Annotated in this window: 20 protein-coding genes; 15 read left to right on the plus strand and 5 right to left on the minus strand. The window is 60.6% G+C overall.

Translation table 11 applies throughout. The annotated features are described in order from the left end of the window. Positions 1-364: 364 nt before the first annotated feature. Entirely contained in the window at positions 365-1,285 is a 921-nt protein-coding gene (gene argF, locus HKK54_RS03950; protein ID WP_169386199.1) for an ornithine carbamoyltransferase, read from the plus strand. Then, positions 1,282-2,391: an ABC transporter ATP-binding protein gene (locus HKK54_RS03955; protein ID WP_169386200.1), complete on the plus strand. Its 1,110-nt coding sequence runs from the start codon at positions 1,282-1,284 to the stop codon at positions 2,389-2,391. The genes argF and HKK54_RS03955 overlap by 4 nt, the downstream gene beginning before the upstream one ends. Positions 2,392-2,401: 10 nt before the next feature. On the opposite strand, the gene ybaK is transcribed toward HKK54_RS03955, so the two are convergent. After that, complete coding sequence (gene ybaK, locus HKK54_RS03960; RefSeq protein WP_010170166.1) at positions 2,402-2,872, minus strand: Cys-tRNA(Pro) deacylase; 471 nt, start codon at positions 2,870-2,872, stop codon at positions 2,402-2,404. Positions 2,873-3,232: 360 nt separating this feature from the next. Here ybaK and HKK54_RS03965 point away from each other — a divergent pair, with 360 nt between their 5' ends. The 4 genes from HKK54_RS03965 (at position 3,233) to glpD (ending at position 8,235) form a co-directional block, all read left to right on the plus strand. Then, positions 3,233-4,087: an MIP/aquaporin family protein gene (locus tag HKK54_RS03965; RefSeq protein WP_010170168.1), complete on the plus strand. Its 855-nt coding sequence runs from the start codon at positions 3,233-3,235 to the stop codon at positions 4,085-4,087. A gap of 80 nt (positions 4,088-4,167) precedes the next feature. Beyond that, the gene (gene glpK / locus HKK54_RS03970; RefSeq protein ID WP_003208721.1) at positions 4,168-5,673 is read left to right on the plus strand and encodes a glycerol kinase GlpK; all 1,506 of its coding nucleotides are present in this window, start codon (positions 4,168-4,170) and stop codon (positions 5,671-5,673) included. Positions 5,674-5,767: 94 nt separating this feature from the next. Further along, positions 5,768-6,523 carry a DeoR/GlpR family transcriptional regulator gene (locus HKK54_RS03975; RefSeq protein ID WP_003208723.1) on the plus strand — a complete coding sequence of 252 codons (756 nt, stop codon included), beginning with the start codon at positions 5,768-5,770 and terminating at the stop codon, positions 6,521-6,523. Positions 6,524-6,696: 173 nt separating this feature from the next. Next, positions 6,697-8,235 (plus strand): glycerol-3-phosphate dehydrogenase, encoded by a 1,539-nt coding sequence (gene glpD, locus HKK54_RS03980; RefSeq protein WP_169386201.1) that lies wholly within the window; start codon positions 6,697-6,699, stop codon positions 8,233-8,235. Positions 8,236-8,283: 48 nt separating this feature from the next. Here the strand turns inward: glpD and HKK54_RS03985 are convergent, their stop codons facing one another. Continuing rightward, a complete protein-coding gene (locus tag HKK54_RS03985; RefSeq protein WP_169386202.1) occupies positions 8,284-9,006 on the minus strand; it encodes a tetratricopeptide repeat protein in 723 nt (240 codons plus the stop codon). Between the two features lie 124 nt (positions 9,007-9,130). Here HKK54_RS03985 and HKK54_RS03990 point away from each other — a divergent pair, with 124 nt between their 5' ends. The 9 genes from HKK54_RS03990 to HKK54_RS04030 all read left to right on the plus strand — a co-directional run bounded on the left by HKK54_RS03990 (position 9,131) and on the right by HKK54_RS04030 (position 20,112). Then, positions 9,131-11,455: a TonB-dependent receptor gene (locus HKK54_RS03990; protein ID WP_029615868.1), complete on the plus strand. Its 2,325-nt coding sequence runs from the start codon at positions 9,131-9,133 to the stop codon at positions 11,453-11,455. 335 nt (positions 11,456-11,790) lie between these two features. After that, complete coding sequence (locus HKK54_RS03995) at positions 11,791-12,717, plus strand: glutamate/aspartate ABC transporter substrate-binding protein (protein ID WP_010170177.1); 927 nt, start codon at positions 11,791-11,793, stop codon at positions 12,715-12,717. 195 nt (positions 12,718-12,912) lie between these two features. After that, complete coding sequence (locus HKK54_RS04000; RefSeq protein WP_003208731.1) at positions 12,913-13,659, plus strand: amino acid ABC transporter permease; 747 nt, start codon at positions 12,913-12,915, stop codon at positions 13,657-13,659. Next, the gene (locus tag HKK54_RS04005; protein WP_010170181.1) at positions 13,659-14,330 is read left to right on the plus strand and encodes an amino acid ABC transporter permease; all 672 of its coding nucleotides are present in this window, start codon (positions 13,659-13,661) and stop codon (positions 14,328-14,330) included. The genes HKK54_RS04000 and HKK54_RS04005 overlap by 1 nt, the downstream gene beginning before the upstream one ends. Continuing rightward, positions 14,327-15,061 (plus strand): amino acid ABC transporter ATP-binding protein, encoded by a 735-nt coding sequence (locus HKK54_RS04010; protein ID WP_010170183.1) that lies wholly within the window; start codon positions 14,327-14,329, stop codon positions 15,059-15,061. The genes HKK54_RS04005 and HKK54_RS04010 overlap by 4 nt, the downstream gene beginning before the upstream one ends. Positions 15,062-15,261: 200 nt before the next feature. Next, on the plus strand, positions 15,262-17,163 hold the full coding sequence (locus HKK54_RS04015; protein WP_169386203.1) for a sensor histidine kinase: 1,902 nt from the start codon (positions 15,262-15,264) through the stop codon (positions 17,161-17,163). Continuing rightward, positions 17,160-18,500 (plus strand): sigma-54-dependent transcriptional regulator, encoded by a 1,341-nt coding sequence (locus HKK54_RS04020; protein ID WP_010170188.1) that lies wholly within the window; start codon positions 17,160-17,162, stop codon positions 18,498-18,500. The genes HKK54_RS04015 and HKK54_RS04020 overlap by 4 nt, the downstream gene beginning before the upstream one ends. An 18-nt stretch (positions 18,501-18,518) precedes the next feature. Next, positions 18,519-18,848 (plus strand): GlpM family protein, encoded by a 330-nt coding sequence (locus HKK54_RS04025; protein ID WP_177324997.1) that lies wholly within the window; start codon positions 18,519-18,521, stop codon positions 18,846-18,848. A gap of 322 nt (positions 18,849-19,170) precedes the next feature. Continuing rightward, positions 19,171-20,112, plus strand: coding sequence for an IS110 family transposase (locus tag HKK54_RS04030; RefSeq protein ID WP_169386204.1), 942 nt, complete (start codon positions 19,171-19,173; stop codon positions 20,110-20,112). A gap of 759 nt (positions 20,113-20,871) precedes the next feature. On the opposite strand, the gene HKK54_RS04035 is transcribed toward HKK54_RS04030, so the two are convergent. The 3 genes from HKK54_RS04035 to HKK54_RS04045 are packed head-to-tail and all read right to left on the minus strand — an operon-like array spanning position 20,872 to position 25,161. Continuing rightward, positions 20,872-22,269 carry a sigma-54-dependent transcriptional regulator gene (locus HKK54_RS04035; RefSeq protein WP_010170201.1) on the minus strand — a complete coding sequence of 466 codons (1,398 nt, stop codon included), beginning with the start codon at positions 22,267-22,269 and terminating at the stop codon, positions 20,872-20,874. After that, entirely contained in the window at positions 22,259-24,037 is a 1,779-nt protein-coding gene (locus HKK54_RS04040; protein ID WP_169386205.1) for a sensor histidine kinase, read from the minus strand. Before HKK54_RS04040 ends, HKK54_RS04035 begins: the two co-directional genes overlap by 11 nt. Further along, positions 24,037-25,161: a GNAT family N-acetyltransferase gene (locus tag HKK54_RS04045; RefSeq protein WP_169386206.1), complete on the minus strand. Its 1,125-nt coding sequence runs from the start codon at positions 25,159-25,161 to the stop codon at positions 24,037-24,039. The genes HKK54_RS04040 and HKK54_RS04045 overlap by 1 nt, the downstream gene beginning before the upstream one ends. Positions 25,162-25,166: the final 5 nt, after the last annotated feature.

Raw genomic sequence — 25,166 nt, forward strand, 5'->3', positions numbered from 1 at the left:
CGTGTGAATCCAGCGGCATCAGGCCAGGGCATGAAGAAACATCAGGAAATGTTTCAACGCCCTCCGGCAGCCCGCTGAAACCGACGTACCCTGGCCTGCGCCCGCCCTCGCGCATTGCAATATGAAGTAACGCCAGTGTACAAATGACCCGCTGCTGTCAGGAAACAGGCTTCAAAAGCGCCCTCCCCGCGTCCTTGAACTCCCCTAAAAACTGTAGCCCTATTGGTAAGACGCGACATTTAATTATAAGATCGCGCCTTCCCCTATTTCGTCGCCCCGTGCGGCTTTCGCCGCAGGTCTCGCCCGTTTTCAAAATAAACAAGGCTTTGAGTATCTGCGGTCTGTTGCAAAAAGGTAGTTAATGATGAGCGCAAGGCACTTTCTCTCCCTGATGGATTGCACGCCCGAAGAGCTGGTCAGCGTGCTCCGTCGAGGCATTGAGCTTAAAGACCTGCGTAACCGCGGCGTACTGTTCGAGCCTTTGAAAAACCGCGTGCTCGGGATGATTTTCGAGAAGTCGTCGACCCGCACCCGTGTGTCCTTCGAAGCCGGCATGATCCAGCTCGGCGGCCAGGCTATCTTCCTGTCGCCTCGCGATACCCAACTGGGTCGCGGCGAGCCGATCAGCGACTGCGCGATTGTGATGTCGAGCATGCTGGATGCGGTGATGATCCGTACCTTCGCCCACAGCACCCTGACCGAATTTGCCGCCAACTCCCGCGTGCCTGTGATCAACGGCCTGTCCGATGACCTGCACCCGTGCCAGTTGCTGGCCGACATGCAAACCTTCCTCGAACAGCGCGGCTCGATCCAGGGCAAGACCGTGGCCTGGATCGGCGACGGCAACAACATGTGCAACAGCTATATAGAAGCGGCGATCCAGTTCGACTTCCAATTGCGCGTCGCCTGCCCTGACGGCTACGAGCCGGATGCGCGCTTCCTGGCCCAGGCCGGCGACCGCGTGACCATCGTCCGCGACCCGCGTGAGGCGGTCATCGGCGCGCACCTGGTGAGCACCGACGTGTGGACGTCCATGGGCCAGGAGGAAGAAACCGCCAAGCGCCTCAAGCTGTTCGCCCCGTTCCAGGTGACCCGCGCCCTGCTCGACCTGGCCGCGCCGGACGTGCTGTTCATGCACTGCCTGCCCGCCCACCGCGGCGAAGAAATCAGCCTCGACCTGCTGGATGATCAGCGCTCGGTGGCCTGGGCCCAGGCAGAAAACCGCCTGCACGCACAAAAGGCCTTGCTCGAATTCCTGGTGGCGCCGGCGTACCGCCCTGCATGAGCCAGCCATTACTGCTGAACCTACGCAATCTGGCATGCGGTTATCAGGATCAACGGGTGGTGCAGAACCTCAACCTGCACCTCAACGCTGGCGACATCGGTTGCCTGCTGGGCTCCTCGGGCTGCGGCAAGACCACCACCCTGCGAGCCATTGCCGGGTTTGAGCCGGTGCACGAAGGCGAGATCAGCCTGGCGGGCGAAGTCATTTCCAGCGCCGGTTTCACACTGGCCCCGGAGAAACGTCGCATCGGCATGGTGTTCCAGGACTACGCGCTGTTTCCACACCTCAGCGTGGCCGACAACATCGCCTTCGGCATTCGCAAACACCCGCAAAAAGAGCGTGTGGTCGCCGAACTGCTGGAACTGGTGAACCTGAAGAACCTCGGCAAACGCTTCCCCCACGAGCTCTCCGGCGGCCAGCAACAGCGCGTCGCCCTGGCCCGCGCGTTGGCGCCGGAACCGCAACTGCTGCTGTTGGACGAACCCTTCTCCAACCTCGACGGCGAACTGCGGCGCAAGCTCAGCCATGAAGTGCGCGACATCCTCAAGGCGCGGGGCACCAGTGCGATTCTGGTGACCCATGACCAGGAAGAAGCCTTCGCGGTGAGTGATCATGTCGGCGTGTTCAAGGAAGGCCGCCTGGAGCAGTGGGACACGCCCTACAACCTCTACCACGAACCGCTGACGCCCTTTGTCGCCAGCTTTATTGGCCAGGGTTACTTTATTCGCGGGCAATTGAACACGCCGGAATCGGTCACCACGGAGCTGGGCGAATTGCGCGGCAACCGTGCGTACACCTGGCCTACTGGCGGCGCCGTGGATGTATTGCTGCGCCCGGACGACATCGTTTATGCGCCGGACAGTGCCTTGAAAGCGCGGATTGTCGGCAAGACGTTCCTCGGTGCGTCGACCCTGTATCGCTTGCAGTTGCCGACAGGCGCACAGCTGGAGTCGATCTTTCCCAGCCACGCCGATCACTCGGTCGGTGCCGATGTAGGCATTCGCGTGGCAGCCGAGCACCTGGTGTTGTTCCAGGCCTCGGGCAGCACCGCAGCACAAATCCCTCAGGTTGAGGCAGGCGTTCGCCGCTACAGCACCGCCTCCTGACGTCAACGCATCACGCCCGGCCAATTTCCGCGAACTTGGCCTGGGTGTGTTCGGCCAGCACCGCTGCTGCCAACTCCACTTCAAGCCCCCTTCTCCCCGCACTGATAAAAATCGTCGGAAACGACTGCGCCGTCACATCGACAAAGGTGCGCAAGCGCTTCTTCTGCCCCAATGGGCTGATACCACCGAGCAAATAACCGGTCGCCCGTTGCGCCGCCGCAGGGTCCGCCATCTCAACCTTTTTCACCCCGGCCGCCTGCGCCAACGCTTTTAAATCCAAACTTCCGACGACCGGCACAACAGCCACCAGCAGCTCAGCCTTTTCACTGCTGGCCAGCAGGGTCTTGAACACCTGCGCAGGATCAAGCCCCAATTTTTCCGCGGCCTCCAGACCATAGGAGGCTGCCTTGGGGTCATGTTCGTAACTGTGGATTCGATGTTCGGCGCGAACTTTTTTCAACAGGTCCAATGCGGGCGTCATGCGTGCTCCAGGCTTGGCAAAAAGGTGAAAAAACAGACGGCCAATTCTAGGCCAACACGCGGCAAAAGGCTCTAGTCCGAAGCCCTCTGCCACGCCCCCGCGCGGTCCCCGTCAGCGTCTCCCGTCGCCCACGGCACGATCATTCACCACACCAATAATTACAAAATGACTGATCGTTCACTTTCGACCTTTGACAGCCGTCATTCTTGTCTATATTTTTTCGTTTACGAATACTGTAGGAATAGACCTACGGATTCACAGCAGTAAGCCGTGAACAGGATGGGGATCCTCGCCACGGTGAAAATCGCCGATTGCCCGTTGAGGCAAAACGCCAGACAACAACAAAAACAGAGGTTTTCCATGACAACTGCTCTTCAACAGCCTTCACTTTCAAGTCAATGCATGGCCGAATTCCTCGGCACTGCGTTACTGATCTTCTTCGGTACCGGATGTGTTGCTGCGCTCAAGGTCGCGGGTGCCAGCTTTGGGTTGTGGGAAATCAGTATCATCTGGGGGATCGGCGTCAGCATGGCGATCTACCTGAGCGCCGGTATTTCCGGAGCTCACCTCAATCCGGCCGTCAGTATCGCCCTGTGCATTTTTGCCGATTTCGACAAGCGCAAACTGCCCTTCTACATCATCGCCCAAGTCGCCGGCGCCTTCTGCTCGGCCGCGTTGGTTTACACGCTCTACAGCAACCTGTTTTTCGATTACGAACAAACCCACCACATGATTCGCGGCACCCAGGCCAGCCTGGAACTGGCGTCGGTGTTCTCCACCTATCCCCACCCATTGCTGGGCACGGCCCAGGCGTTCCTGGTGGAAATGGTCATCACCGCGATCCTGATGGGCGTGATCATGGCCCTGACCGACGACAACAACGGCCTGCCCCGTGGCCCGTTGGCGCCACTGCTGATTGGTTTGCTGATCGCCGTGATCGGCAGCGCCATGGGCCCGCTGACCGGCTTTGCGATGAACCCCGCGCGTGACTTCGGTCCCAAGCTGATGACCTTTTTCGCCGGTTGGGGTGAAATGGCCTTCACCGGCGGGCGCGACATTCCTTATTTCCTGATTCCGATCTTTGCACCGATTGTCGGTGCCTGCCTCGGTGCAGCAGCGTATCGCGGGCTGATTGCCCGTCACCTGCCAAGCGCCGCACCTGCTACAACGGATGCAACCGAAGCGGCTGCCACCGGCAAAACCCGTACTTCCTGATGCGATAGCCTGGGCCGTACTGCCCTTTTGCGGCCCAGGCTGTTTACTGACTTCCCTATTCTCCGTCCAAGGCAATCGACATGACCGACATTCAGAATAAGAACTACATCATTGCCCTCGATCAGGGCACCACCAGTTCCCGGGCGATCATCTTCGATCGTGACGCCAACGTGGTCTGCACCGCCCAGCGTGAATTCACCCAGCATTACCCGCAAGCCGGCTGGGTCGAACATGACCCGATGGAAATTTTCGCCACCCAGAGCGCGGTGATGGTCGAGGCCCTGGCACAAGCCGGCCTGCACCATGACCAGGTCGCGGCCATCGGCATCACCAACCAGCGTGAAACCACCGTGGTCTGGGACAAAATCACCGGCCGCCCGATCTACAACGCGATCGTCTGGCAATGCCGCCGCAGCACCGAGATCTGCCAGCAGCTCAAGCGCGACGGCCACGAGCAATACATCAATGACACCACCGGCCTGGTCACCGACCCGTACTTCTCCGGCACCAAGCTCAAGTGGATCCTCGACAACGTCGAAGGCAGCCGCGAACGTGCGCGTAACGGCGAGCTGCTGTTCGGCACCATCGACAGCTGGCTGATCTGGAAATTTACCGGCGGCAAAACCCACGTCACCGACTACACCAACGCCTCGCGCACCATGCTCTTCAACATCCACACCCTGGAGTGGGATGCGAAGATGCTGGAGATTCTCGACGTGCCGCGCGAAATGCTGCCGGAAGTGAAGTCCTCCTCGGAAATCTACGGCCGCACCAAAAGCGGCATCGCCATCGGCGGTATCGCCGGTGACCAGCAGGCGGCGCTGTTCGGCCAAATGTGCGTGGAGCCGGGCCAGGCGAAAAACACCTACGGCACCGGCTGCTTCCTGCTGATGAACACCGGCGACAAGGCCGTGAAATCCAAGCACGGCATGCTCACCACCATCGCTTGCGGCCCCCGAGGCGAAGTGGCCTACGCCCTGGAAGGCGCCGTGTTCAACGGCGGTTCCACCGTGCAGTGGCTGCGTGACGAGCTGAAGATCATCGCCGACGCCACCGACACCGAATACTTCGCCGGCAAGGTCAAGGACAGCAACGGCGTGTACCTGGTCCCCGCCTTCACCGGCCTGGGTGCTCCTTACTGGGACCCGTATGCCCGTGGCGCGCTGTTCGGCCTGACCCGTGGCGTACGCGTGGACCACATCATTCGTGCTGCCCTGGAGTCGATTGCCTACCAGACCCGCGACGTACTCGACGCCATGCAGCAGGATTCCGGCGAACGCCTCAAATCCCTGCGGGTAGACGGTGGCGCGGTCGCCAACAACTTCCTGATGCAATTCCAGGCCGACATCCTCGGCACCCAGGTTGAACGCCCGCAAATGCGCGAAACCACCGCATTGGGCGCCGCCTACCTGGCCGGCCTGGCGTGCGGCTTCTGGGGCAGCCTGGACGAACTGCGCGGCAAGGCGGTGATCGAGCGTCAATTCGAACCGCAACTGGAAGAAGCGGCGAAGGAAAAACTCTACGCCGGCTGGCAAAAAGCGGTCAGCCGCACCCGCGACTGGGAACCCCACGAAGGCGCTGAATAAGCCAAGCGCCGGACCCACATAGGGTTGCAACTGGCAGGGAGCAGATTCCTGCGTCATCATGGGCCACTTTTTACGGCAGCCCAAAGGACGCACCATGAATCTGCCTCCCCGCCAGCAACAAATCCTCGAACTGGTCCGCGAACGCGGCTATGTGAGTATCGAGGAAATGGCGCAGCTCTTTGTTGTCACCCCGCAAACCATCCGCCGCGATATCAATCAACTGGCGGAAGCCAATCTGTTGCGCCGCTACCACGGCGGCGCAGCCTATGACTCCAGCGTTGAAAACACCGCGTACGCCATGCGTGCCGACCAGATGCGCGACGAGAAACAGCGCATCGGCGAAGCGATTGCCGCGCAAATCCCCGATCACGCCTCGCTGTTTATCAACATCGGTACCACCACCGAATCGATCGCTCGTGCACTGCTTAACCACAGCCACCTGAAAATCATCACCAATAACCTCAACGTCGCCATGATGCTGAGTGCCAAAGACGACTTCGACGTACTCCTGACCGGCGGCAACGTGCGCCGTGACGGCGGCGTGGTGGGCCAGGCCAGCGTCGACTTTATCAACCAGTTCAAGGTCGATTTCGCCCTGGTAGGCATCAGCGGTATTGATGAAGACGGCAGCCTTTTGGACTTCGATTACCAGGAAGTTCGGGTTTCCCAGGCGATCATTGCCAATGCGCGCAAGGTGATCCTGGCCGCGGACTCCAGCAAATTCGGGCGCAACGCCATGATTCGCTTGGGACCGATCAGTTTGATTGATTGTTTAGTCACCGATCAGCAGCCGGTTCCGGCGCTGGTGCAACTGTTGAATCAGCACAAGATTCGTCTGGAAGTGGTGTAAGCCCAAACAGGGGGTGTCCTGCCCCCTGATGTTCACAAATTTTCCTTTATTCGCCCTTCGATCAGTATTTTCAATCGAAGCGGACTGGCTGTGCCCGCGTTTATGAGCTACCATTTTCGCAAATGAACATTTATGTTCGAATTCCAATACGAAAAAGATTGCGAGGCCAGCCGATGAACTCTTCTACCTTGCCTGCCCCACCGCTTGCTGAAGTCTATGACGTCGCCGTTATCGGTGGCGGGATCAATGGCGTCGGCATCGCAGCAGACGCAGCCGGGCGCGGTTTGTCGGTATTCCTTTGCGAAAAGGACGACCTGGCCAGCCACACTTCCTCCGCCAGCAGCAAGCTGATCCACGGCGGCCTGCGCTACCTGGAGCATTACGAATTCCGCCTGGTGCGCGAAGCCCTGGCTGAACGTGAAGTGCTGTTGGCCAAGGCCCCGCACATCGTCAAGCAAATGCGCTTTGTATTGCCACACCGCCCGCACCTGCGCCCGGCGTGGATGATTCGCGCCGGCTTGTTCCTCTATGACCACCTGGGCAAGCGCGAAAAACTCGAAGGCTCCAAGAGCCTCAAGTTCGGCCCCGACAGCCCGCTGAAAAGCGAAATCACCAAAGGCTTCGAATACTCCGACTGCTGGGTCGACGACGCCCGCCTTGTAGTACTCAACGCCATGGCCGCGCGGGAAAAGGGTGCACATATCCACACCCAGACCCGTTGCGTCAGCGCACATCGCAGTAAAGGCCTGTGGGAAATGAACATGGAGCGCGCCGATGGCAGCCTGTTCTCGATCCGTGCCCGCGCGCTGGTAAACGCCGCCGGCCCATGGGTGGCCAAGTTCATCAAGGATGACTTGAAGCTGGACTCGCCCTACGGCATCCGCCTGATCCAAGGCAGCCACCTGATCGTGCCGAAGCTGTATGAAGGCGCCCACGCGCACATCCTGCAGAACGAAGACCAACGCATCGTCTTCACCATTCCGTACCTGAATCACCTGACCATCATCGGCACCACCGACCGCGAATACACCGGTGACCCGGCGAAAGTGGCGATTACCGAAGGTGAAACCGACTACATGCTCAACGTGGTCAACGCGCACTTCAAGAAGCAGTTGAGCCGCGATGACATCGTGCACACCTATTCCGGCGTGCGCCCACTGTGCAACGACGAGTCCGACAACCCGTCGGCCGTGACCCGCGACTACACCCTGGCGCTGTCGGGCACCTCGGGCGAGGCGCCATTGCTGTCGGTGTTCGGCGGCAAGCTGACCACGTACCGCAAGCTGGCCGAATCAGCGATGGCACAACTGGCGCCGTATTTCACCCAGATGCGCCCAAGCTGGACTGCCACGGCCACCCTGCCCGGTGGCGAAAACATGAGCACGCCAGAAGCCCTGGCCGATGCAATCCGCAGCAAATACGACTGGGTGCCGAGCGAGATTGCCCGTCGCTGGTCCACCACTTATGGCAGCCGCACCTGGCGCCTGCTGGAAGGCGTGCAATCGCTGGCCGACATGGGCGACCACCTCGGTGGCGGCCTGTACACCCGCGAAGTCGATTACCTGTGCGCCGAAGAATGGGCCACGCAGCCCCAGGACATCCTGTGGCGCCGCAGCAAGCTGGGCTTGTTCACCACGCCGGAAGAACAGGAAAACGTGCAGCGTTACCTGTCCAAGGTTGAGCACAATCGCGGCAAGATCGAAGCCGCCTGATCAGCCCGCCGTAAAAAAGCCCCTGCACCGAAAGGTCCAGGGGCTTTTTCATGCCTGCAGATGGCGCTGATAGCGCAGGCCCATTTCACGAATCCCGGCGAGGGCAGAGCCCACCAACACCGGATACGCCGCCTGCAGAAAGCCCGGCGTAGCTGTTGTGAGCGCCCGCTCCAGCCATAGGCAGGCCTGCGCCTCGTCTCCGTCTTCGGCCAGCTCCGAGGCATGGTTGTATTGCCCACGGAAATCCCCGGCCTCGGCCGAGCGCCGGTACCACTGCCTCGCCAGTTGAACATCCTTGGGCACCACAACGCCCTCGTGGTGAAACCTTCCCAACAGGTTCATCGACTTGGCGTGCCCCTTGCCCGCAGCCCGAACGAACAACTCATAGGCCGCAACAAGGTCTCGCTCCACGCCCCGACCGCGTGTCAGCAATTGCCCGTAGTTGTACATGCCCCAATCCAGTCCCAGGTCGGCAGCCTTGCGGTAATGCAACGCGCTGTCCTCCAGGTCGATTGTGCAGCCCCAGCCATTCTCCAGGCAGCGCCCGATCATGTTGATCGCCATGGGGTGGCGCTGCCGTGCAGCGATGCGAAACCAGCTCAGCGCCAGCGCCTCATCCTTCTGCACGCCGCGACCGTCAAGCAGCAGTTGGGCCAGGGTCGCCTGTGCGTCGGCATCACCCAGTTGAGCGGCATGCATCACCCACCGCACATAGGCACGCGGGTTATCACCGATATCAGACGGCTCGCTGCCTGGCTGCGCACTTTGCATGACTGCCCCGTGTGGCGATCAAGGACCGCAAAAGTTTCATGAATTATTTGGTTACAAAGTATTACATTTGAGATCGCTTATCAATTACGATCGCATCTCACTAACACCAACAAGAGACTACTCAATGGCTACCGGGATCAGTTCTGCCCCCCTTTCATCGCGGCATATGCTCGCGTCGGCAGTGGGCTTGGCAGTGGCTGCGCAGGGAGGATTCAGTTACGCGGCGGAGCCCGCACCAGAGGACAACACAGGCGTCATTCAGCTCGGCGCGACCAGCATCGAAGGCCAGGCCCCGAGCCAGAGCGTCTACAACCCTGTGGCTCCGTCTTCCCCCAAGTACACCGAGGCGCTGCGCGACACACCGCAGACCATTACGGTGGTACCCAAGGAAGTCATTCATGACCAGAACCTGCTGACCCTGCGCGACGTGCTCAGCACCGTGCCCGGCATCACCTTCGGTGCCGGCGAAGGTGGCAGCGGGTATGGCGACAGCATCAACCTGCGCGGGTTTTCCGCCAGCGGCGACATCTACGTGGACGGCGTGCGCGACAGCGCGCAGTACAGCCGCACCGACCCGTTCAACCTGGAACAGGTCGAAGTCGTCAGCGGCGCCAGTTCGGTGTATTCCGGTTCCGGTGCGGTCGGCGGCACCATCAACCTGGTGAGCAAGCAGCCAGAATTACGCGACAAAACCACCATCAGTGCCGGCATCGGCACCGATAACTACAAGCGCACCACCCTGGACACCAACCAGACGCTCAACGACACCACCGCGTTCCGCCTGAACCTGATGGCCCATGGTAACGATGTGCCAGGCCGCGATTATGAAGATTACTCACGCTGGGGCATTGCACCCTCCATCGCATTTGGCCTGGGCACACCGACGCGCGTGACCGTCAGCTACGAGCATCAGAAAGACGACAACACACCGCAATACGGCATCCCCATCTACAACGGCAAACCCATGCCGGGCGTGGGCTGGAGCGATTTCTACGGCTACCACAACATCAATGACCAGCAGATCACCTCGGATTCGTTCAGCCTGAAGCTCGAACACGACTTCAACGACGCCGTGTCGGTGCGCAACTTCACCCGTGTCGAGCGGGTTCGCCAGGACCTGCGCGCCTCCGGCCCCGAAGGTGCACAGGCCGGCTGCCTGGCCAGCGGCACCCAGATCACGGGCGCGCCTTGCGCCGCGGGCCTGCAACCGGGCTATTTCCAGCCAAGCGGCGGCTCACTGGGTAACGAGCGCAACACCCAGAACAAGATGTTCACCAACCAGACCGACGTCACCAGCCACTTCAGCACCGGGTTTATCGACCACACGCTGGTGACCGGGATTGCCATCAGCCGCGAGGAATACGAGGCGGATACCGGAAAGTGGCTGACCAACGCCAACGGCAGCACGATAGTCCCGCCACCGGTCAGCTACAGCGATCCGAATTCCGAATGGACCGGCCCGGTCAATTTCACCCGGGCGGCCCACGTCGATGGCGCGCTGAACAACCGCGCCGCTTATGCCTTCGACACGCTCAAGCTCAGCCCGCAATGGGAAATCAACGGCGGCTTGCGTTACGAGCACAACGCGGGCAGTTCGGTGACCAATGCTTACTCCAGCACCGGTGTGGAGACGCCCGGCACCCGCTATGGCCAAGCGGATGACCTGACGTCCTACCGCCTGGCGCTGGTCTACAAACCGGCGGAAAACGGCAGCGTCTATATCGCCTACGGCAACAGCAAGACGCCGTCACAAGCCAGCGTCAATGGCGGGTGCTACACCCCGGCCAAAAGCTCAAGCATCGCCACCAACAACTGCAACGTCGCCCCGGAAACCGCCGTCAGCTATGAGATCGGCACCAAGTGGGACTTCTTCGACAATGCCTTGTCGGTCACCGGCGCGATCTTCCGCAATGACCGCACCAACTACAAAGTCGCCGATAACGACCCCACCAACCTGAGCGGCACTCAATCCCTCGACGGCAAAGCGCGTGCAGATGGCGTCGCACTGGGCCTGAGCGGCGCGATAACCGACCGCTGGAAGGTGTTCGCCAACTACACCTACCTGGACACCCGCGTACTGCGCAGTGCCAGCGACTACACCCTGGCGACCACCGGTTTCGACGCGCAGAAAGGCGAGCCGCTGCCGTTCACGCCCAAGCATGCGGCCAGTCTCTGGACGGTGTACGACCTGCCCTACGACTTCCAGGTGGGCTACGGCATCACCGCGCAGAGCAAGCAGTACCTGGTCAGCGCCGCTGGCGCACCGACTGCGCCTGGCTACGCGGTGCAACGTGCGATGCTCGGCTACAAGGTCAACAAACAGTTGAACCTGCAGTTGAACATCAACAACCTGTTCGACAAGGAGTACCTGACCCGCATCCGTAACAACGGCTGGGCGGTGCCTGGCGATGGCCGTGCAGCGGTGGTGTCGGCCGACTACACGTTCTGACAGCGCCCCACCACAAAAGCCCCGGGCCCACACTCCCGGGGCTTTTTCATGGGCGATACCGGCGTGTTCCGCCATTCGGTTTTCCGAACGCCATACCCCCACCTATTCGGTTTGCCGGACCTCACCCGCCTACAAAACTCGTCACATAAACTTAATCGCCATATAAATCATGCAGTTAACCTTTTATTCCTGGTCTGGCACGACTCATGCTCTACACTCGTAGGCGATTGCCTGAGGCGCCTCAGGAGCCGTCTCAGGCTTTCGCAGTACTGTTTATATAAAAACGTGGCCGTCCAACCGGTCTCATAAAAAAAACAAATGTCGAGGAAGTATTGATGCGTATCGTTCCCCATATTTTGGGCGCAGCTATCGCTGCTGCTCTGATCAGCACTCCAGTTTTCGCCGCCGAGCTCACCGGCACGCTGAAGAAAATCAACGACTCCGGCACCATCACTCTCGCTCACCGCGACAGCTCCATTCCGTTTTCCTACATCGCGGATGGTTCGGGCAAACCCGTGGGCTACTCCCACGACATTCAGCTGGCTATCGTTGAAGCCCTGAAAAAAGACCTGAACAAACCCGACCTGAAGACCAAGTACAACCTGGTCACCTCGCAAACCCGTATCCCGTTGATCCAGAACGGCACCGCAGACATCGAGTGCGGCTCCACCACCAACAACGCCGAACGCGCCCAGCAAGTCGACTTCACCGTCAACATCTTCGAAATCGGCACCCGCCTCCTGGTCAAGAAAGACAAGGATGGCAAGCCGTCCTACAGCGATTTCGCTGACCTGAAAGGCAAGAACGTCGTGACCACCGCAGGCACCACGTCCGAGCGCATCATCAAGGCGATGAACGCTGACAAGCAGATGGGCATGAACGTCATCTCCGCCAAGGACCACGGCGAATCCTTCCAGATGCTGGAAAGCGGCCGCGCCGTTGCCTTCATGATGGACGACGCCCTGCTGGCCGGTGAAGAAGCCAAGGCCAAGAAGCCGGATGACTGGGTAATCACCGGTACTCCACAGTCCTTCGAAGCCTACGCCTGCATGGTTCGTAAAGACGACCCGGCCTTCAAGAAAGCCGTGGATGACGCGATCGTCGGCCTGTACAAATCCGGCGAGATCAACAAGATCTACAGCAAGTGGTTTGAAAGCCCGATTCCACCTAAAGGCCTGAACCTGAACTTCCCGATGAGCGACAAGGTGAAGGACCTGATCGCCACTCCGAGCGACAAGCCAGCGCCTGACGTAAAAATCTGATACCTGACTAAGCTTATGTCCTGAGGGAGCCAACGTTCCCTCAGGCGTCTGTTACTACCTGCTGGCTTTTATTTTGGAACACTCGACCTGGCGGTTTTCGAGCCGATCGCGTGTGCCTGGCGTTCACCGTCGGGCGGGAAAGGATCTTCCCCAAGCGGGTGCTTGTACATCGATCGATCTCGAGGGGAGACCCTAATGAATTACAACTGGGACTGGGGCGTGTTCTTCAAGTCCACCGGCGTGGGCAGCGAGACTTATCTCGACTGGTACATCGCCGGCTTGGGCTGGACCATTGCCATCGCCGTCGTGGCATGGATTATCGCCTTGCTGCTGGGGTCCATTCTGGGCGTCATGCGCACCGTGCCAAACCGCATCGTATCGGGCATCGCGACCTGCTACGTGGAACTGTTTCGCAACGTACCGCTGCTGGTTCAGCTGTTCATCTGGTATTTCCTGATACCCGACCTGCTGCCGCAGAACCTGCAAGACTGGTACAAACAAGACCTCAACCCGACCACCTCGGCCTACCTGAGCGTTGTCGTGTGCCTGGGCCTGTTCACCGCCGCCCGTGTGTGCGAACAAGTGCGCACCGGCATCCAGGCGTTGCCACGTGGCCAGGAGTCCGCCGCACGCGCCATGGGCTTCAAGCTGCCGCAGATCTACTGGAACGTGCTGCTGCCCCAGGCCTACCGGATCATCATTCCGCCGCTTACCTCGGAATTCCTCAACGTCTTCAAGAACTCCTCCGTGGCGTCCCTGATCGGCTTGATGGAATTGCTGGCGCAAACCAAACAGACCGCCGAGTTCTCGGCCAACCTGTTTGAGGCCTTCACCCTGGCCACGCTGATCTACTTCACCCTGAACATGAGCCTGATGCTGCTGATGCGCGTGGTCGAGAAGAAAGTCGCCGTGCCCGGCCTGATCTCCGTGGGGGGTAAATAATGGACTTCGATTTCAGCGGCATCATCCCCGCCATCCCGGGCCTGTGGAACGGCATGGTCATGACCTTGCAGTTGATGGTCATGGGCGTGGTCGGCGGCATCGTCCTGGGTACGATCCTCGCGCTGATGCGCCTGTCGTCCAGCAAACTGCTGTCACGCCTGGCCGGCGCCTACGTGAACTACTTCCGCTCGATCCCGCTGCTGTTGGTGATCACCTGGTTCTACCTGGCGGTGCCGTTCGTGCTGCGCTGGATCACCGGCGAAGACACCCCGATCGGTGCGTTCACCTCCTGCGTCGTGGCCTTCATGATGTTCGAGGCCGCGTACTTCTGTGAAATCGTGCGGGCCGGCGTGCAGTCGATCCCCAAGGGCCAGATGGCCGCCGCGCAAGCGATGGGCATGACCTACGGCCAGACCATGCGCCTGATCATCCTGCCCCAGGCGTTCCGCAAGATGACCCCGTTGCTGCTGCAACAGTCGATCATCCTGTTCCAGGACACCTCGCTGGTCTACACCGTGGGCCTGGTGGACTTCCTCAACTCCGCCCGCTCCAACGGCGACATCATTGGCCGCTCCAATGAGTTCCTGATCTTCGCCGGTGTCGTCTACTTCATCATCAGCTTTTCCGCCTCGCTGCTGGTCAAGCGTCTGCAAAAAAGGTTTGCCGTATGATCTCTATCAAGAATATCAACAAGTGGTATGGCGACTTCCAGGTGCTGACCGACTGCAGCACCGAGGTTAAAAAAGGCGAAGTGATCGTGGTGTGCGGGCCGTCCGGCTCGGGCAAGTCCACCCTGATCAAGTGCGTCAACGCCCTGGAGCCGTTCCAGAAAGGCGACGTGGTCGTCGATGGCACCTCCATCGCCGACCCGAAGACCAACCTGCCGAAACTGCGCTCGCGCGTTGGCATGGTGTTCCAGCACTTCGAGCTCTTTCCGCACCTGACCATCACCGAAAACCTGACCATCGCGCAGATCAAGGTGTTGGGCCGCAGCAAGGAAGAAGCCACCAAGAAGGGCCTGCAACTGCTGGAGCGCGTCGGTCTGTCGGCCCACGCCCACAAGCACCCGGGCCAGCTTTCCGGCGGCCAGCAACAGCGTGTGGCGATTGCCCGTGCGCTGGCCATGGACCCGATCGTCATGCTGTTCGACGAACCGACCTCGGCCCTCGACCCGGAAATGGTCAACGAAGTGCTCGACGTGATGGTGCAACTGGCCCACGAAGGCATGACCATGATGTGCGTGACCCACGAAATGGGTTTCGCCCGCAAGGTAGCCGACCGGGTGATCTTCATGGACGCCGGCAAGATCATCGAAGACTGCCCGAAAGAGGAGTTCTTCGGCGACATCAGCGCCCGCTCCGAGCGTGCGCAGCACTTCCTTGAGAAAATCCTGCAGCACTAAAAGCACCACTGCTCCCCAGTGAAAACCGGGTTTGTGTGGGAGCAGGCTTGTGTGGGAGCTGGCTTGCCTGCGATTGCATCACCTCGGTGTAACTGACACATCGAGGCGCCTGCATCGCGGGCAAGCCCGGCTCCCACACAAGCCTGCTCCCACACGGGACCGCGCAAGCTGGCAGCTCTGGTTGACCCAAGGCATCTGTGATGAAATGCGACCCCAACCTCTTTCGCGCCGCGCCGCCATCACTTGCCGTGAAGCCTCGTCTGATTCGCCAATTGTTCCTGCCGCCGCTGATCATCGCCCTGATGATCGGACTGGGTTACGTCGGCTTCTGGATCAGCGAGTTCTATGGGATCCGCACCCTCACCGACACCGGCGAACGCCAGCTGGAATTGCACGCCCGCACCGTCGAGAGCGAACTCAGCAAATACACCTACCTGCCCAGTCTCCTGGAGCTGGAATCCAGCGTCTCCAGGCTGTTGGCCGACCCGAATCAGGAAACCCGCAAAACCGTCAACGACTACCTCGAAGGCCTGAACCGGCGCAGTCGCAGCCGGGCGATTTACGTGATGGATACCACCGGCCGTGTGCTGGCCACCAGTAACTGGCGCGACGCCGACAGTTACCAGGGTGAAGACCTGTCCTTCCGTGCCTATTTCCAGAATGCCGTGCGCGGCCAGCCCGGCCGGTTCTACGGCATCGGCAGCACCAACGGCGAACCCGGCTATTACCTGGCCCATGGCCTGGAAGAACACGGCAAGATCATCGGCGTGGCCGTGGTCAAGGTGCGCCTCGAAGCGCTGGAAGAGCGCTGGCAGCGGGCGCGCCTGGAGGCCTTCGTCAGTGACGAGAACGGCATCATCATTCTCTCCAGCGACCCGGCCCGTCGCCTCAAGTCCGTGCGCCCCCTGAGCGATGACACCAAGGACCGCCTCGCCCACAGCCTTCAATACTACTGGGCGACGCTCAACGAGCTGGAACCCCTGGCCCGCGAGCGCCTCAACGAAGGCACCGAGAAGCTGACCTTCCCGGCCAACAGCGAAGTGGTGGCAGACGAGCATGAGGTGAGCTACCTGGCCCAGACCCGCCCGCTGAATGACACCCCCTGGAACTTCACCCTGCTGACTCCGCTGAATGACCTGCGCCGGGCCGCCATCAACCAGGGCATCCTGGTGGCCGTGGCCTTCGCCCTGGTGGCGTTCCTGCTGATCGCCTGGAACGAGCGGCGCAAGGTGATCGCCACCCGCCTCGCCGCCCGGGAAGCCTTGCAGGAAGCCAACAACCAGCTGGAACGACGGATTGCCGAACGCACCACCGACCTGCGGGCCAGCAACGAACGGCTCAAGAGCCAGATTCGCGAACGGCGCCAGGCCGAGGAAACCTTGCGCCGGGCCCAGGACGAACTGGTACAGGCTGGCAAACTCGCCGCCATCGGCCAGATGTCCACCAGCATCGCCCACGAATTGAACCAGCCGCTGGCCGCGTTGCGTACCCTGTCAGGCAACACCGTGCGCTTCCTGGAGCGTGGCGCCCTGGACACCGCCAGTGCCAACCTCAAGACCATCAACGAACTGATCGACCGCATGGGCCGCATCACCGCCAGCCTGCGCTCCTTTGCCCGGCGCGGCGATGACCAGGGTGAAGCCAGCCTGGGCAAGGCGGTGGACGCCACGTTCCAGATCCTCGGCAGCCGCCTGGAGACCCTGCCACTGACGGTGCACCGCCACTTCAGCAGTGCGCAGTTGCAGATCGACCAGACGCGCCTGGAGCAGATCCTGGTCAACCTGATCGGCAACGCCCTGGACGCGATGCAGGCGCAACCGGCCCCCGAGCTGTGGCTGGAAGGCGATACCGTCGACGGCAAATACCGCCTGCAGGTGCGCGACAACGGCCACGGCATTGATCCCGAGGCCCGCAAGCATTTGTTCGAACCGTTCTTTACCACCAAACCCGGCGAACAAGGCCTGGGCCTGGGCCTGACACTCTCGGCCAGCCTCGCGGCCGCCACCGGCGGCAACCTCGCTGTCGAACACCCGGCCAGCGGTGGTACTGCCTTTGTCCTGAGCTTGCCGCTGGTGAACCCTCAACAAGTCGAGTCGAAATGAACGCAGAAAAAACCACCGACCTGACCGTCCTGATCGTCGAAGACGACCCCCATGTATTGCTCGGCTGCCAGCAAGCCCTGGCCCTGGAAGACATTCCCAGCGTGGGCGTGGCCAGCGCCGAAGAGGCTCTGACCCGGGTCGGTGAAAACTTCGCCGGCATCGTCATCAGCGATATCCGCCTGCCGGGCATCGACGGCCTGGAGCTGCTGACCCGGCTCAAGGCCCTGGATAAAAGCCTGCCGGTAGTGCTGATCACCGGCCACGGCGACATCTCCATGGCCGTGGGCGCGATGCGCAACGGCGCCTATGACTTCATGGAGAAACCCTTCTCCCCCGAGCGCCTGGTGGACGTCGCCCGCCGCGCCCTGGAACAACGCGGCCTGGCCCGGGAAGTCTGGTCGCTGCGCCGGCAACTGGCCGAGCGCGATTCCCTGGAAGGCCGGATCATCGGCCGCTCCCCCGCCATGCAAAACCTGCGGGAACTGATCGCCAACGTCGCCGACACCTCGGCCAACGTATTGATCGAAGGCGAGACCGGCACCGGCAAGGAACTGGTCGCCCGCTGCCTGCACGATTTCAGCCGCCGGCATTCCCACCAGTTCGTCGCCTTGAACTGCGGCGGCCTGCCGGAAAACCTGTTCGAAAGCGAAATCTTCGGCCACGAGGCCAACGCGTTTACCGGCGCCGGCAAACGCCGCATCGGCAAGATCGAACACGCCCACGAAGGCACGCTGTTCCTCGACGAAGTGGAAAGCATGCCGATGAACCTGCAGATCAAGCTGCTGCGGGTGTTGCAGGAACGCACCCTGGAACGCCTGGGCTCGAACCAGAGCGTGGCGGTGGATTGCCGGGTGATCGCCGCCACCAAGTCCGACCTCGACGACCTGAGCCGCGCCAACCAGTTTCGCAGCGACCTGTACTACCGCCTCAACGTGGTGACCCTGGAATTGCCGCCACTGCGGGAACGTCGCGAAGATATCCTGCAGTTGTTCGAACACTTCCTGCAGCAGTCGTCCCTGCGTTTTGACCGTACCGCGCCGGACCTCGACAACCAGACCCTGTCCAACCTCATGAGCCACGACTGGCCGGGCAACGTGCGTGAACTGCGCAACGTCGCCGAGCGCTTTGCCCTGGGCTTGCCAGCGTTCAAAAAGAGCGGCACCAGCAGTGGCAACCACGGCCTGGCGTTCACCGAAGCGGTGGAAGCCTTCGAGCGCAACCTGCTCAACGATGCCTTGCAACGCAGCGGCGGCAACCTGACCCAGGCCAGCCAGGAACTGGGGATGGCCAAGACCACGCTGTTCGACAAGGTCAAGAAATACGGGCTGAGCCACTAGGAGCGCATTGTGGATTTATTGCTGAAGGCCGCATTGGGCGCAGGGGTTGTGCTGATCCTGGCGGCGTTGGCCAAGACCAGGAACTATTACATCGCCGGCTTGGTGCCGCTGTTTCCGACGTTCGCGCTGATCGCGCATTACATCGTCGGCAAGGGCCGTTCGGTGGAGGATTTGAAGACCACCATCGTGTTCGGGATGTGGTCGATCATTCCGTACTTTGTGTACCTGGCCACGTTGTACGTGATGGTCGACCGGATGCGGCTGGAGGCTTCGCTGGCGGTGGCGGCCGTGGCGTGGTTGATGGCGGCTACGGTGTTGGTGAGTGTGTGGGTTCGCGTACACGCCTGACATACGCTTATTGAAAATGTGGAGCCGGGTGGGTGTGTTTATCCGTTATTCAGGTAACGGCGGATATGGGTTCCGCTCTTACAGCGGGTCACTTTTGAAAGGAGCCCAAAAGTAACCAAAAGGCTCTTGCCCCACCACTCGGCACCTCGCCTAGGCTCGGTGTGCCCTTGTAAGATTGTTTTCACCTGCTTCAGACCGTAGTGCCCTCTGATTTCGAGATCGTGAGTGAGCATGGGTCGGAGCAGGTTCCTTCCTAAACTAGTCCGAACGGTTGCCTGGGCGCAAAGCCCGATTCTGCAAGGTTGGACGTGAGGAAAACGCTATGGACCATAACTCTGCGTTCGTCGGAATTGATGTTTCCAAAAACAAGCTCGACTCATTCGTCAGCACTACTGGCCAAGTCGAACAGTTTTCCAATACTCAAGAAGATATCCAGCGTTTAGCTAAACATCTCAAGGCTCAGGAGCCGGTTTTGGTGGTGCTGGAAGCGACTGGTGGATATGAGCGGCTTGCCGCTGCCGAGCTTTGTGCTGCTGGATTACCCGTTGTTGTTGTCAATCCCCGTCAGGTTCGTGATTTCGCCAAGGCGACCGGTAGGTTGGCGAAAACCGACGCTCTGGATGCCCAGGTAATTGCGGAGTTTGCCCAGGCGGTCAAACCCGAGATTCGGGAGATGCCAGATGAACACGCTCGTGAACTGGCGGATCTACTGACTCGACGCCGTCAGCTCATCGATATGATCGTGGCGGAAGAGTCTCGACTGAAACAGGCGGTATTCAAGGCACTTCGACGGGACATCAAGGCACATATCGTCTGGCTTCAAAAGCGCCTTAAAAGCACAGACGATGACTTGCACGAAGCGATCAAAGCTTCGCCGGCTTGGAAGGCCAATTATGATTTGCTGCGCGAGGTATCGGGCGTTGGCAATGTGCTCGCACTTTCGCTGCTGGCAATGGTTCCGGAGCTGGGCAAGGTTAATCGCAAACAAGTGGCTGCATTGGTTGGTGTGGCCCCTTTTAACTGCGATAGCGGCCTCTACAAAGGACGTAGACGGATATGGGGTGGTCGAGCTGAGGTGCGAAGTGTCCTTTACATGGCTGTCTTGTCCTCGAAGAGCCATAACCCGGTGATCGAGAGGTTTTACAACCATCTACTTGCTGCAGGGAAGACGAAGAAGGTAGCGCTGGTGGCATGCATGAGAAAGTTGCTGACGATCCTGAATGCGATGGTGCGCGATCAAAAGCATTTCGCTGAAATGGCTTGAATTTCGACACGGTTGCTCACTCCGGTACTACTCCGCGGGCCGCCGCGACGGGGCGTCCCTGCCCCGTCGCGGCTAAACCGGCGTCCTGCCGGTTTACCCGCTCCGTACTACCTGCGTTCGGCCAGCGTGGTTTAACGGGGCGCCTAAGATCAAGATCAAAAGCAGATCAACAGCACAGCGGCCTACAGGCCGGCTTGAGTGGTGTGAAGCAAAGGCAAGATCAAAATCTAAAGCCAGAGCGGGCACGGTCAAAAATGTGGGAGCTGGCTTGTCGGGTCGCCGCATCGCTGCGATGGCATCGCCTCGGTGTACCTGAAAAACCGAGGTGTCTGCATCGCAGGCAAGCCAGCTCCCACAGAAAAGCAGAGCTGCATCCGTTTCAGATTTGGTTTTCGCTTTGGCTTTCGCTTTTGATCTGGCTTCTACCACTCAAGCCGGCCTGTAGGCCGCTGTGCTCTTGCTTTTGATCTTGATCTGACTGCCCCAATAAGCCCGAGGCCGAACGCAGGGATTGAGGAGCGGGTAAACCGGCAGGACGCCGGTTTAGCCGCGACGGGGCAGGGACGCCCCGTCGCGGCGGCCCGCGGAGCAATGCCGGAGTGAGGGAACACCGAGCCTAGGCGAGGTGCCGACAGGCGGGGCAGAGCCCTTTGGTTACTTTGGGGCTTTTCCAAAGTGACCCGCTGTAAGAGCGGAACCATAAGCGGCCGTTACCTAAATAACGGATATGTACTCCCCCCAGCAACTACTCAGCGCCGCCTAGCGAACAATCTTGTCCACCTGAATCCCCAGCTTCTTCAACCGATACCAAAAGCTGCGCTCGGAAATCCCGATCTTCTGCGCCGCCGCAGCCTGCACCCCGTTGCTCTCCTGCAACGCGGCCATGATGTACGCCTTCTCCACCTCGGCCAGCGCCGCGTCCAGATCCTGCGGCACACCCGGCCCGTTGCTGAGTATCGCGCCCACGCCGTCTTCAGCCGGTTTGGAAGCAAACAGATACGCCGGCAAATCAATGTCCTCGATCACCGGCGTCGCCGCGACGATGGTCGCCCGCTCCACGCAGTTTTGCAGCTCGCGAATATTGCCCGGCCAGGAATACGCCGCCATCGCCTGCAACGCCTCGGGGCTGAAACCGGTGATGCGTTTACCGGCGGTGGCGCTCAAGGTCTGGGCAAAGTGCCGGGCCAGCGGCGCGATGTCTTCCACCCGCTCACGCAGGGCCGGCAGCGGAATCGGGAATACATTCAGGCGGTAGTACAGGTCTTCACGAAATTCTTTGTTGGCCACCGCATCCAGCAAATTCTTGTTGGTAGCCGCGATCACCCGCACATCTACCTTGCGCTCGCGCGGGTCACCCACCGGTTCAATCACCCGCTCCTGCAAGGCCCGCAGGATTTTCGCCTGCAACGCCAACGGCATATCGCCCACTTCATCGAGAAACAACGTGCCTTTGTCGGCCTGCATGAAGCGCCCGACCCGGTCCGCCACGGCGCCGGTGAAGGCACCCTTGCGGTGGCCGAACATCTCGCTTTCCAGCAAGCCTTCGGGAATCGCCGCGCAGTTGACCGCCACAAACGGCTTGTCGGCGCGGTTGCCGTGTTTGTGGATGGCTCGGGCGACCATCTCTTTGCCGGTGCCGCTTTCGCCCGTCAGCAGCACCGTGGCGTTGCTGTCGCGCACCGAATCCACGGCATGCAGCACTCGGCGAAAGGCCGGGCTATCCCCCACCAGGCTGTCGAACTGGGCGTGTTCATCCAGCTCGGCACGCATGCGCGCGTTGTCGCGCATGATGTCGCGAAACTGCAGGGCCTTGGCCACGGTGATGTCCAGCTCGTCGATGTCGAACGGCTTGGCAATGTAGTCGTAGGCCCCGTTGCGCATCGACTGCACCGCGTTTTTCACGGTGCTGTAGGCGGTCATCACGATCACCGGCAATTGCGGGTAGCGCACCTTGATTTCCGCCAGCAGCGCCGGACCGTCCATGCCGGGCATGCGCCAGTCGCTGATCACCAGGTCGATGTCTTCCTGCTCCAGCACCTTGAGCGCGTGCAGGCCGTTGCCGGCGGTAAATACCTGGATCCCGCTCTGGCTCAAGGCCGACGAGAGCAAGTCACAGAGCTTGGGTTCGTCGTCGACTACCAATACGTTATGCGTCATCACCATCCTCATCATCGCCGTCGTCGTCACCCTGGGCCGGAATGTACAGGCTGAAGGTGGCGCCGGCATCTTTCTCGCTGACACATTCAATGCTGCCGTCATGACTTTCCATGATCGAGAAGACTTTGGCCAGACCCAAGCCCGTGCCCGAGGCCTTGGTGGTGACGAATGGCGTGAAGATCCGCTCGATCATGTCCGGCGGAATACCCTCACCCGTATCGGCGATGCTGATCACTGTGTTGCCGCCCACGCTGTGGATGCCCAAGGTCAGGCGACCGCCGCCGGGCATCGCGTCGATGGCGTTGAGAATCAGGTTCAGGCAGGCCTGCTTGAGCTGCTTGGCATCGGCATAAATCGTCGCGCCGGGGGCCTGGTCATCGATTTGCGCGTCGATGTTATGAGTCGACAGCTCAGGCCCGCAGAAGCCGAGGATTTCCTCCACCACCGGCCGTGCCGCTTGCACTGTGCGCAACGGCGCGCTGGGTTTGGCGAAGTCGAGGAATTCGGTGATCAGGTCGTTGATCCGGCTGACCTCGCTGATCACGTATTCGAGGTGACGCTTGTCGGTTTCCGGCAAATCGACGCGGCGGTGCAGTAACTGGGTCGCGGTCTTGATAATGCCCAGCGGGTTGCGAATTTCGTGGGCCAGGCCCATGGCGACCTCGCCCAGCGCATGCAGGCGGTCGCGGCGGCGCAGTTGCGCTTCCAGGTGATGCAACTCGCCGAGGCGCTCGGTCATGTGGTTGAAGGTGCTGCTCAGTTGCGCCAGTTCGTCGCCGCCGCTGACCGCCACACGATGCTGATAGTTACCCGAAATCACCGCGCTGACGCCTTCGGACAAATCCCGCAGCGGGCGGGTCAGGCGTTGGGACACCAACATCCCGGCCGCCAGGGACAAGGCCGAGCTGAGCAGGAAGATCAGCACGAACAGGTTGCTCTGGTTCACCAGGCCCACCAGGCTGGTATGCCGCAGCAGGCCACTGAAAATCACCCCTTGCAGCTCGCCGGCATCGTTGAAGATCGGCCAGTACAAACCGCTGTAGTTATTGGTGAACTGTTCGCTGGGCTGCTTGGTGCTGCGCAGCGCGGCTTCGATATTCGAAGGAATCCGGTTGGGGTGATCGACAAAGCGCTGGGTGGAGAAAATTTCCGAGAAACCGGTGGGGTTGGCCAGGTACAAGCGCAGGTCCAGCGAGTGCACATCAGCCACGCTGGTCAGGAAACTGCTGTCCAGGTACGTGGCCACCAGCAGCTGATAGTCAACGCCGTCCTCGCTGGTCTCGAAGGTCGACACCACCACGCCGGTGGTCACGCCAGCCACCTCGACCGTCTGCAACACCGCATTACTGGCCAGGTTGATTTGCTTGACGATGTCATCGGCGGCCGTGCTGAAGACAATCTTGTGGTCACTGCTGCGGATCAGCGCGACCACATCGATGTCGGTGGCGGCGGCAATGTCGGCGGTCAGTTTGTCGTGCTTCTCGGCCTGGCGCGACGACGGCGGCTTGGTGTAGCGCAGGAACAGCTGGGCGACCCGGGCGTTGTCGTGGAGGATGTCGCCGATCTCGTCCTTGACGATCTTGGTCGACTCTTGCAGCCAGATCCGCACGTTGCTGTCGAAAATCTGCGACAGCGTTGTGGCGGCCAGCTCCGCCGCGATCATCGTCGGGATCACGGTCACCAGCCAGAACGCCAGCACCAGCTTGCGCTGGACGCTCCAACGCGAAATGGCAAAGGGGCGGGCTTTTTGGCGGGTCTTGTTGATCATCAGGTTTCGCTTATCGCAGCAGCCATGGCAGGGTCGGATCGATCCGGTCGGAGAAACACTTTTGCAACGAACAGCGCACGGTTGACCAGCCAGTTGCGGTGGCGGAAAAACATACTGTTGCCCTGGAACTCGCAGCCCAGCAGCAACTTGCTGGCATAGCCGGCCTGACCGCACTCATACAACGCAATGTCATGGCGAATACAGTAGTCGATATTGGTTAACCAACTGCGCACCGCCAGGCTGTATTCGCGGCTGTAGTCACTGTCTTCGCCGAAAAACTTGTCAATCAGGCGATCCTGGTTCAGCAGGATCAGGTTGAACGCCACCAGTTCCTCGTCCACCCAATAAAGCACACAGACCGCACGTTCTTGCAGCTGTTCAAGGATACCGGTGAAATAGCCCGCCGGCAGTCGCTCGAACTGCAGGTCGGAACGTTCCAGGGTGGCCTCGTACAGCGCCATGATGCGCGGCAGTACGTCGTCGATATTACGTCGCCACTCAATGCGAGGGCCAGGCGCACGCAGTTTGCGGCGCAAGTCCTTGCGGGTGGCTTTGTCCAGGGAACCCAGGTAGGCGTCCACTGAACCAAAAGGAATCGGCAATAATGCCGTGGGCAGGCTGGGCATGCTCTGGAAACCCGCGCCAAGGCAGCTGTTTGACCAGCCTTCATCCTTGGTCGGTGCGTCCTTGACCGCCACCAGTCCGACGCCAAACGCATCGGCATCCCGGCGTGCGGCGGCGAGTAACTGAGCAAGCAACGCCTCGCGCCCGGATTCGGGAACATGACTGGCGACACCCGCATTGCACTGTTCCGCCACCGGCGAGCCGATGGCATACAGGCCCAGCTTCAAAACACCCGGCCACAGTCGCTCCAGGCGCTCGGTAAAGCGCTTGCCTACGCCCGACACCGTGGTGTCGAGGCGATAACGCGTAATGAACGCCGGCGCGACCGCCACCAGCGTTGCCTCGTCAAACACCGCGAGATACCGCCACTGAAAATCATCAATGGCGGCATTTTCCACGGCCACATAATAGTCCCAATCCTCCAGGGCATCGGGAAAACAGTCGTTCCAGGCACTGCGTTCGATGGCCCGAATGGTCGAAAAGGCTTGGGCGGTGATCACGTCAA

The organism is Pseudomonas sp. ADAK13 (genome assembly GCF_012935715.1).
GTDB lineage: Bacteria > Pseudomonadota > Gammaproteobacteria > Pseudomonadales > Pseudomonadaceae > Aquipseudomonas.

What these genes read in the sequence shown, in the direction of transcription:
- argF (WP_169386199.1), top strand. Translation starts at nt 365, where the DNA reads ATGAGCGCAAGGCACTTTCTCTCCCTGATGGATTGCACGCCCGAAGAG.
- HKK54_RS04005 (WP_010170181.1), top strand. Translation starts at nt 13,659, where the DNA reads ATGGACTTCGATTTCAGCGGCATCATCCCCGCCATCCCGGGCCTGTGG.
- HKK54_RS04000 (WP_003208731.1), top strand. Translation starts at nt 12,913, where the DNA reads ATGAATTACAACTGGGACTGGGGCGTGTTCTTCAAGTCCACCGGCGTG.
- HKK54_RS03990 (WP_029615868.1), top strand. Translation starts at nt 9,131, where the DNA reads ATGGCTACCGGGATCAGTTCTGCCCCCCTTTCATCGCGGCATATGCTC.
- HKK54_RS03955 (WP_169386200.1), top strand. Translation starts at nt 1,282, where the DNA reads ATGAGCCAGCCATTACTGCTGAACCTACGCAATCTGGCATGCGGTTAT.
- HKK54_RS03985 (WP_169386202.1), bottom strand. Translation starts at nt 9,006, where the DNA reads ATGCAAAGTGCGCAGCCAGGCAGCGAGCCGTCTGATATCGGTGATAAC.
- glpD (WP_169386201.1), top strand. Translation starts at nt 6,697, where the DNA reads ATGAACTCTTCTACCTTGCCTGCCCCACCGCTTGCTGAAGTCTATGAC.
- HKK54_RS04010 (WP_010170183.1), top strand. Translation starts at nt 14,327, where the DNA reads ATGATCTCTATCAAGAATATCAACAAGTGGTATGGCGACTTCCAGGTG.
- HKK54_RS04030 (WP_169386204.1), top strand. Translation starts at nt 19,171, where the DNA reads ATGGACCATAACTCTGCGTTCGTCGGAATTGATGTTTCCAAAAACAAG.
- glpK (WP_003208721.1), top strand. Translation starts at nt 4,168, where the DNA reads ATGACCGACATTCAGAATAAGAACTACATCATTGCCCTCGATCAGGGC.
- HKK54_RS04035 (WP_010170201.1), bottom strand. Translation starts at nt 22,269, where the DNA reads ATGACGCATAACGTATTGGTAGTCGACGACGAACCCAAGCTCTGTGAC.
- HKK54_RS04015 (WP_169386203.1), top strand. Translation starts at nt 15,262, where the DNA reads ATGAAATGCGACCCCAACCTCTTTCGCGCCGCGCCGCCATCACTTGCC.
- ybaK (WP_010170166.1), bottom strand. Translation starts at nt 2,872, where the DNA reads ATGACGCCCGCATTGGACCTGTTGAAAAAAGTTCGCGCCGAACATCGA.
- HKK54_RS03965 (WP_010170168.1), top strand. Translation starts at nt 3,233, where the DNA reads ATGACAACTGCTCTTCAACAGCCTTCACTTTCAAGTCAATGCATGGCC.
- HKK54_RS04020 (WP_010170188.1), top strand. Translation starts at nt 17,160, where the DNA reads ATGAACGCAGAAAAAACCACCGACCTGACCGTCCTGATCGTCGAAGAC.
- HKK54_RS03995 (WP_010170177.1), top strand. Translation starts at nt 11,791, where the DNA reads ATGCGTATCGTTCCCCATATTTTGGGCGCAGCTATCGCTGCTGCTCTG.
- HKK54_RS04040 (WP_169386205.1), bottom strand. Translation starts at nt 24,037, where the DNA reads ATGATCAACAAGACCCGCCAAAAAGCCCGCCCCTTTGCCATTTCGCGT.
- HKK54_RS03975 (WP_003208723.1), top strand. Translation starts at nt 5,768, where the DNA reads ATGAATCTGCCTCCCCGCCAGCAACAAATCCTCGAACTGGTCCGCGAA.